The sequence below is a fragment of the Butyrivibrio sp. LB2008 genome (genome assembly GCF_000621565.1).
Taxonomy (GTDB): domain Bacteria; phylum Bacillota; class Clostridia; order Lachnospirales; family Lachnospiraceae; genus Butyrivibrio.
In genome coordinates this window covers 57,111-64,004 of sequence record NZ_JHXZ01000022.1, presented here as the reverse complement: position 1 = coordinate 64,004, position 6,894 = coordinate 57,111, and the positions used below count along the sequence as shown (strand labels likewise).

Here is a 6,894-nt window from a genome sequence, read left to right as displayed (position 1 = left end):
ACCATGTAATTTTCGTGACTAAATACAGAAAGAAAGTGATCACAGATGAGATTGGTGATTTCATGAAGAATTACGCCGCTTACCTCTGCGGACGCATGAACAGCGAACTCATTTCAGCAGAGACAGATGTCGATCACATGCATCTGCTGATCTCCATGCCACCTGATGTTGCACCTGTAAAACTCATCAACTCGTTAAAATCACAGCTGTCCAAAGAAGTGAGAAATACATATAGAACACACGTTGAGAAATACCTATGGGGAGATTCACCCTTCTGGAGTGCAAGTTACTTCTGTGCCACTACCGGAAGTGTTTCTCTTGATACTGTCAAGAAATACATTGAAGATCAACGAACAGAGGAACACAAACGCAAATACATTAAGACGGGGAAATACAAAAAGAAAAGCTAGTGCGATTCATCCCACAACCGACTTCATCGGAAGGGGTTTTCTCGCACGATATTTATAAAAAAGCTTAAGAATCTCGTTCATCTCACGACCAACTTTTGTATTTTCGAATACGCCAATCTTGCTAAGCGGATCTTTTGAGAGAACGCAATTAGCAGTAGTTCCGCCTATTTCCCCGACTATATCAGTAAACACTCGCGTGTCCATGTATACGCTATTTTCTGCCATTACATACCTCGTTTATTTCTAACTTTGAAACATTATTTAATAAAACATTAACATTTTATCATGCATATATGTGCTTATCAAGAACTTTAGATTCTATGCCAGAAAGCATCAGAGCAGATTTAACTGATTGCGTATTGAAGCAGCCTTTCTTGCAGTCAGTCCTGGGATAGTAGCATGCAATCGGTCGATGTAACTCCTTGCCTGACTATAATGCTCAGCTTTGATAGAACGGAGAGGAAGACTCTTTACATCGATTTCGTCTGTCCCCGTTCTTTTAAGTTTTCGTTGTTCCCTGCTATACCTTACAAGATCTATTATCTTTTCAGTACCGTAGTTACGTTCATAACATCTTAGCTTGCTCATCCTGTCAGCACCTGTCTGACTCCATGCCTTGGGACGAGAGCTTAACCGATCAGAAAGCACATGACTTACATGTCCCTCAGCGCTGCATCCCTTCACGATATTACTATGGACTGTTCGCATGACTGCCATCCAGTTACCCAAAACATAACTTTCGAGATCAATAACTGCCTTATTGCCATCTGTGGAATACTTCATCAGGTCAATAAGTCCTTTAAATCCTTTCCTGTCTCTTTTGTAGAGCATATGATACAGTTCGCTTTTTACTTCGTCAGCGCTGTCAAGTAGCTTATTGGATGCTGAATTGATGTATTTGACAAGATGGAACTTGTCAGCACAGTATATAGCTTTATCAATAATGTTTGCGCCTGTTTTTATCCAACCTGCTCCGTCACCACTGATATAGACTTTTCGCAGCTCGTCTGTATCATAAGCGCTTTCTATATAAGCAGATACTTTTTTCCATAGTCTTTCAACACCGGAACGGCCCTGATAAAGTCCGCCAAAGTAAAATTTGTTCACAAGCTGTTTTCTTCCCTTGCACCTCGGGACTTCCATCTTGTATTCATAGATATATACGAGCTTGCTGATAAAGCTGCCGTTAGTTTCAAGTCTCGGATATCTTCCGTGCTGTTCAGCTACATGATCCTCATCCGCTTCAATAAAGAGATACCTACATTCTTTTTTCTGGGAAGGCGCTTCTACCGGGATCTCTTCAGCGATCTGATGCACCTTATTCATTACTGTTGTCTTGGTAATTCGTTGCTTAGATGGAACGGCAAGTGTCGCTTCCTGATAGCTTGTTTTCAATGCTTCTGTAAGGATGGCTACTTCTGCCGCTTCCGTAAAATGCTCATTTTTCTCGATTCCTATGATTTCTTCTAAGAGATAGTGATACGACTTATCACTGACTTTTCTATAGTTCGTACATTCAAAGACTATGTCACCTACAGCACTTATCAGTGTTCGTTTTCTGGTATGCTGTGCCGTATATTGACCGTTTCTAAAGCCGGACTTATATATGGCTTCGTTCACCCCGGTAAGGATAGAGCCGATAAAAGCCGCTGCAAACGAATCTGTTGATGACTTTACAGCCTTTTCCAATGAATAAAAATCTTTTGGATTGGTAAAAAAGTTTTCCTCTGCTTCAAAAATTTCTGATGCCAGTTGTTCAAAAAGTGTTACAATATCCATGATGAGAGCACTCCTTCGGGTCTTTGTTTTTGGACGAATTCATTATACCCAAGAAGAAGTGCTCTTATTTTAATTTTTTTATTCAACTGGAAAAATTTTTACTCCATTTTCCTCTTCAAAAGCTCACCATAGTTAATCTTTCCATTCTCATTTCTCGGAATAAAATCTATCCTTTCGCTATAAAAAGCACTTATTTGTATTCCGGTTTTCTCAGACATAAACTTTCTAATTTCTATGTCCTCCACATCATTGGTATGATATATGGCAAGTCTCTCATCCGTTCCTGTACACGCAAAATCCGATTCATATCGATTCTTTAAAATAGTCTCGCATTCATCCAGTCCTACCCTATACCCATACACCTTCAAGAAACGTCCCTTACGGCCTTGAACATAGTAATATCCTTCTGCATCTCTTCGGGCAATATCCCCTGTGAAATATTCACCGTTTCTTTCATCTTTTTTAGCTAAATCTTCACGCTTATGCGCATATCCAAGAGTCACATTTGGCCCTCTATATACAAGTTCCCCCTCTGCCTCTGCATCAGTAATATAATTCCCGAATTCATCCACCAGCAGCATTTCTCCGCATGGGATAGCTTTACCTATACTGCCAATTTTTTCTAAAGCCTTATCCGGATTAAGATACGCCAAACGCGCTGTAGTCTCGGATGTTCCAAACGTAGCAAAAAATCTTTTTCCATATTTAACAGCATATTCCGCAACAATACCAAACAATTCATCTGATAGTTTCCCTCCACCTTGTGCTATTATCTTAAGCTCCTCATGATCTTTTCTAAAAAAACGCATTTGCTTTAAAATCTCATAAGAATACGGAACCCCGCACATATTTGTCGGTTTATACTCTCGAAATATGTTCCACCATTCCTTTTCTGACGGATTATGTTCTGTAAGAATAATCGTTGCTCCACAATATAAATTTGAGCAAGCAACATTAAGCCCCATTGTATAATGGAGCTTCAAATCAACCAGCGCTCTATCCTGCTCTGAGAAACCAAATACATTGGCCACATTTTCAGCATTAGAATATAGATTAAAATATGAATGCCTTATAAGTTTAGGACTCCCGGTAGTCCCGGAAGTCGTTAGAAGCATAGCAAGGTCTTCATACATATCGCAATTATCATTTTTTAGCTTTATCAGCAAATATCCATATTGTCCTGCTACATCTTCCGAATTGCATAGAACACTGTCAAGCTTATCTTTGCTTTCATCAGGGCACCAAATATACATCGGTTTATATAAATCAATAAGCCCTTTCAATAACTCAACATCCATATTTGCACTTATCATAAGCGGAACAATATGATTATCAATACAAGCAATATGGGCTGCAATTGTAGCAAAACAGTTTTTACACAAGATGAATATAAGCCTTCTCTCAGGTATCCATTTTCCGAAACATTTAGAGAAATCTACAATATCTCCATATTTATACTTTTCTCCGCTATCATCAATAACTGCAATATTATCTGACCACCTATCAACCTGAAGATACATCCCACTTGTTATCCAATCACGCCAAACGCGATCAGATTCCCTCCTCATGAAATCTTTAATCTTTAGTCGTATACAGCTTTCCTGTTCTTCCCGTATCAAACGCTCTTCGTGCAATCACCTGCCCAACATAATTATCATAAACAAGAATATTGAACCCATATTCCTGCACGCTTTTTTCAACTCCATCGATCATTATGCTGGCAGTATTACCTGTAGCTTTATCAGCTTTGCTTAACGCCGATATATATATACCTCCTACTTCCCCGCTAAATGTCACTTCATCCGCAGCATCTTGCTTCTCATAAACTACTTTTTTACCTTTAAAAACCGCAACATAATTCTGATTAGAAGCTCCCTTCATATCAACAGATAATCCTAAATCCGCAAACGCTTTTCTAATCTCATCCGTAAAAAATTTAGTTGTATCATTTCTCGCAGCAATAACAACCGTATATCTATCTTTATCTATTTTTTTTAGAAATTTTATAAGATTGCTTTCACGCAAAACTCGTTGATCTTCCTTAAGGCAATCATATTTTTTCACAGATTCATTCCAATCACCTAAAACCGCACCTTCCCTGTTTTGCATATTAACATGACTTTGGATATAGTTCCCAACATACCTACTCATCTTCATAGCCCCAGAAATATTAGGATGTCTTCCATTATCGCAGTAGTCAGTTTCAGAATTAAACTCTATCTCTTCTCTGATATCTGGCATATTAAAATCTATGAAATCCACATCTTCAACATCTGCAAAATTCTGAACCATATCATGTTTTGCCATATCCCAAGATCCCACCGGCGTCTTGACCATAATAAACTCAATATTTCTCTTTTTACATTCCTCAATCATTAGCTCATAATATTCCCGAGCATCACCTTCTATATAAAATTCATCATCTTGAATCTTCTCTTCCTGCATATAATCTTCAGGAAAAGAATATTTTTCCACTCTTAAAATAGGATATTGTCCCTTATAACAATAATCACTGTTTACATTACGATATGAAAAATCGTACTCATCTAACTGCTGCCACCTATCGTGATATCTATATAACGGCAACAAAAAATCCCATTTTGTATATGTGCTTCCTTTTGTTATTTTTTCTATAATAGCCATCTTATACTCAGATAAAGGCATATAATCAATTGCTTCATGATATTTACCTTCCATTTTTTCGCTATTATCTGTAAGAGAGGAAAGTGACGATGCATCAATTACTACTGCTTTTAGATTTTGTGTCTTAAGTGTTTCCATCATAAGATAATATGAAATCAAGGGTATTTGCACACTTGTAGCCCTCGAATATCCAGTGATACCATACTGTTCATAAATCTCAAGAGGCGACATCCCATTTCTAATTGTACTAGCACCAAGAAAAAGTACATCCAAACTATCTATCGGTTCTTTATAATAACCTTCTACAATCATCTGTGCAGCATTATCACTTTCGTAATCCCATTTCTGCCTGACAATATCCATAACCACAAAGCCAACCAATAAAAAACCTATAATTCCAATTAAAGTTGCAATAAAAGATTTTTTCTTCATGATTAACACATTCTCTCCATTCTTAGAACTGAGCATATATAAATGCCTTAGCATCATATCCATTTCCATACGCACCAAGGAGTATTATCAAATATATCATCGTCGTATAAACAAGCCACCTAAAAATAATATTTTGTCCTGATATACACGCCCTTACTTCTTTACCTTTCTCCTGAATATAGCTCACAAAAACAAGCAAACATATTGCTATCATGGTTAACAGAAACTGTGGTCTTGAAAGCCCCAGCTTATAAAGTGAACCATCAAATAATATCCACGGATTATATTTCAAAAACAAACATCTGAAATAATTAGCACCATCACTTAATGATTTAGCATTAGAAACAAGTCGCGGAACTGACATAAGGCAAAATGTTCTTACGATCTGGAACAGTTTCCACGAAAAACATTCTGTATTTATTCCTAATCTTATAGTTATCTTCTTAAGCGACGGCTCCAAATAAAACGAGGCAGCTAAAATAATTCCATAATATAATCCACCAAGTATTGAACTCCCAGTCGCACCATGCCATATGCTATTTATAATTCTAATAATCACTATAGATATAAGAATTGGAAACTTCTTTCCAAATTCATTACCAAATATCTTTTTGGCGCCTTTTCCTACTCTGTTCAATGTCTTAGACAAAGATAACGGATAAAAAATATAATCTCTCCACCAATTATTTAATGTTATATGCCACCTGCGCCAATACTCCGCCATATTACGTGCAAAAAATGGTCTCAAAAAATTCTCAGGAAGATTTATCCCAAACATTTCAGAAATTCCTCTAACAATATCGATTCCTCCCGAAAAATCTGTATATAGTTGAATCATGCTAAGCACCGTTGCAACAATCAAGAAACATCCTGAATATCTTTCAGGTTTTCCAAAAATCGCCCCCGTTATAACAGCCAACCTATCTGAAATAACCAATTTTTTAAAGAGGCCCCATGTAATCAGCTCTGCTCCGCCAAATATCTTTTTGACACAAAAACTATGCTCATCATAAAGCTTTTGCGAAAGATTATCATATCTATTAATCGGTCCCTGAATTAGCTGAGGAAAATACGAAACGAACAACATAAATTTCAGAATATCTTTCTCGGCCGAGTACTTTTTTCTATATAAATCTATTAAATATCCCATTGATTGAAATGTGTAATACGAAATTCCTATAGGGATTGTCCACGAAAAAAAGAAAGGCTTATCTGAAAAGCCAAATAAAGAATTAATGCCGGCGAAAATGCCATTAAGCACATTACTATATTTTAGTGCAAAAAGGATACCAAAATTAAAGACAAGCGCAAATACCAAATACTTTCTTTTCTGTTTTTTACCATTTTGTTTTAAATCTTGCTTTTCGTCTTTTGAAACCAGTTCCCCTGCAATAACTTTTTTCTCTATAATTGCATCATATTCGATATTAATGCTATCTAGCTTCTTTCCCGTAAAAAACGTAGTCAAGCTTGTTAATATCAAAAAAACTATATTCTCCATCCCCGCAATCAGATAATACAAATAACTGATTATTAGCAATATTTTCCATTGAATTTTGCGCGGAACCACATAATACATAAATAGTGATACAAAAAGAAAAAATAAGAATTTTACAGATATAATCGACAT

The 6,894-nt window shown here is 36.6% G+C and carries 6 protein-coding genes; 1 reads left to right on the top strand and 5 read right to left on the bottom strand.

What is annotated here, in order from left to right:
* The coding region (tnpA, locus tag T356_RS18920; protein ID WP_035780824.1) for an IS200/IS605 family transposase at positions 1-410 on the top strand (410 nt) is incomplete at its 5' end.
* Positions 411-416: 6 nt separating this feature from the next.
* Here tnpA and T356_RS0108735 read toward each other — a convergent pair.
* The 5 genes from T356_RS0108735 to T356_RS0108715 form a co-directional block, all read right to left on the bottom strand.
* Complete coding sequence (locus T356_RS0108735; protein WP_026514173.1) at positions 417-635, bottom strand: hypothetical protein; 219 nt, start codon at positions 633-635, stop codon at positions 417-419.
* A gap of 108 nt (positions 636-743) precedes the next feature.
* A complete protein-coding gene (locus tag T356_RS0108730) occupies positions 744-2,189 on the bottom strand; it encodes an ISLre2 family transposase (RefSeq protein ID WP_026514172.1) in 1,446 nt (481 codons plus the stop codon).
* Between the two features lie 98 nt (positions 2,190-2,287).
* Positions 2,288-3,709 carry an AMP-binding protein gene (locus T356_RS0108725; RefSeq protein ID WP_026514171.1) on the bottom strand — a complete coding sequence of 474 codons (1,422 nt, stop codon included), beginning with the start codon at positions 3,707-3,709 and terminating at the stop codon, positions 2,288-2,290.
* Positions 3,710-3,764: 55 nt separating this feature from the next.
* Positions 3,765-5,264, bottom strand: a complete 1,500-nt coding sequence (locus T356_RS0108720; protein WP_026514170.1) for an interleukin-like EMT inducer domain-containing protein — start codon at positions 5,262-5,264, stop codon at positions 3,765-3,767.
* A 22-nt stretch (positions 5,265-5,286) separates the two neighbouring features.
* On the bottom strand, positions 5,287-6,894 hold the full coding sequence (locus T356_RS0108715) for an MBOAT family O-acyltransferase (RefSeq protein ID WP_026514169.1): 1,608 nt from the start codon (positions 6,892-6,894) through the stop codon (positions 5,287-5,289).